Source organism: Thiolapillus sp., assembly GCF_048562965.1.
In the GTDB taxonomy this organism is placed as follows: Bacteria; Pseudomonadota; Gammaproteobacteria; order Chromatiales; family Chromatiaceae; genus Thiolapillus; species Thiolapillus brandeum_A.
The window spans coordinates 1-1,230 of the sequence record NZ_JBHNMF010000852.1 but is presented as its reverse complement, the minus strand read 5'-3'; the positions used below and the strand labels follow the sequence as shown (position 1 = coordinate 1,230).

The 1,230-nt window shown below is 54.6% G+C and carries 2 protein-coding genes; both read left to right on the top strand.

The features are described from left to right. The coding region (locus tag ACOCD2_RS20630; RefSeq protein ID WP_419626016.1) for a DUF2800 domain-containing protein at window positions 1-591 on the top strand (591 nt) is incomplete at its 5' end. Window positions 592-605: 14 nt separating this feature from the next. Next, window positions 606-1,230 (top strand): hypothetical protein (locus tag ACOCD2_RS20625; RefSeq protein WP_419626015.1); only part of this gene is annotated, 625 nt, incomplete at its 3' end.

The window sequence follows — 1,230 nt, the reverse complement described above, 5'->3', positions numbered from 1 at the left end:
AAGCCGGGTGAATCCGCAATCAAAATGCAGACATTCACTCTGGCAGATTTCATCAGGAAATTCGCCCAGCCGCTGGTTGACAGTATCGAGACTATGCTGGGGGATGTGTCGATGGAAAAGCCGATCCGCGGGAACCATTGTCAGTACTGCCCCGGTAAGTCCAGGGGCTGTGAGGCCTGGGGAGTTCAGCAGGAGGCCGTAATCCCGGATATGGCGGGGCTGGACACTGAAAAAGGTGTCGAGACACTGACGGATGAGGAACTGGCTGCTGTGGTAAAGTCTGCGAAGGCCATTGAAGAGTATCTGGAATCTGCGAAGAAGGAGACCAAAACGCGTTTGCTGGCGGGTAAAGAAGTACCCGGTGTCAGACTGCGGGACGGTCGTATCAGCAGGAGCTGGGCACTCGATCAGGAAGAGATGGAGAAGCTGTTCCGCGCCAGCAATATCCGGCCTAATGAATTCCGCAAGCCGATTGAGATCCTCAGCCCGGCTCAGGCGGAGAAGACGTGGAGCAAGCGCCGCTGGGCAGAGATGGCGCAGTATGTAGATGAAAAGGTTGGCAAGCCCAGTCTGGTTGTCAGTGACACTTAAACAGGAGATATAAGATGGACAAATTGAAGTTTGAAGGCATTGCGTTATATGCAAACATGGTAACGTCATTTCAGCATAAGAAAGCGGCTGAGGCGAAATACACGCTGACGGTGTTGCTGCATCGGCAGCTACAGGCACCGCTTATTGCGCAGCTGGATGAGATCCAGACACGGCTTATGAATGAGCTGTGCAAAGGTGCTCCCTGGCGCAGTGACATGTACACTATCTACGAGGTGATTGATGACAGCTATGTGAAAGTCCCACTATCATCCGCAATGCGGTATTGGTCGCCCATGGTCAACATCAGTCGGGCAGATGGGCAAAGTATTACCCCAGAGCTGGACAATGAGGTAGTCGGGCAGCTTGTGGTTGTATCCGCATCAGCCGGAAGTTTTGGGGATCCTAAGGAGACGCGTAGCGCCATAGGCGTTAGGTTGTACATGAACGCCGTCTATGCTACCGGGAACCTGAGCGGCGTGGACATGGCAGCGTTTCGGGGTGGGTTGGGTGAGACATTTGATGAGCTCGCAGAGATGGCAACCACGTCCGTGTACGGGGCAGTCACGCCAGCGCCACGCGATACAGCACCCCCGGCGCTTAGGTACGATATAAACGGACAGCCAATCCCACCTGTACCCG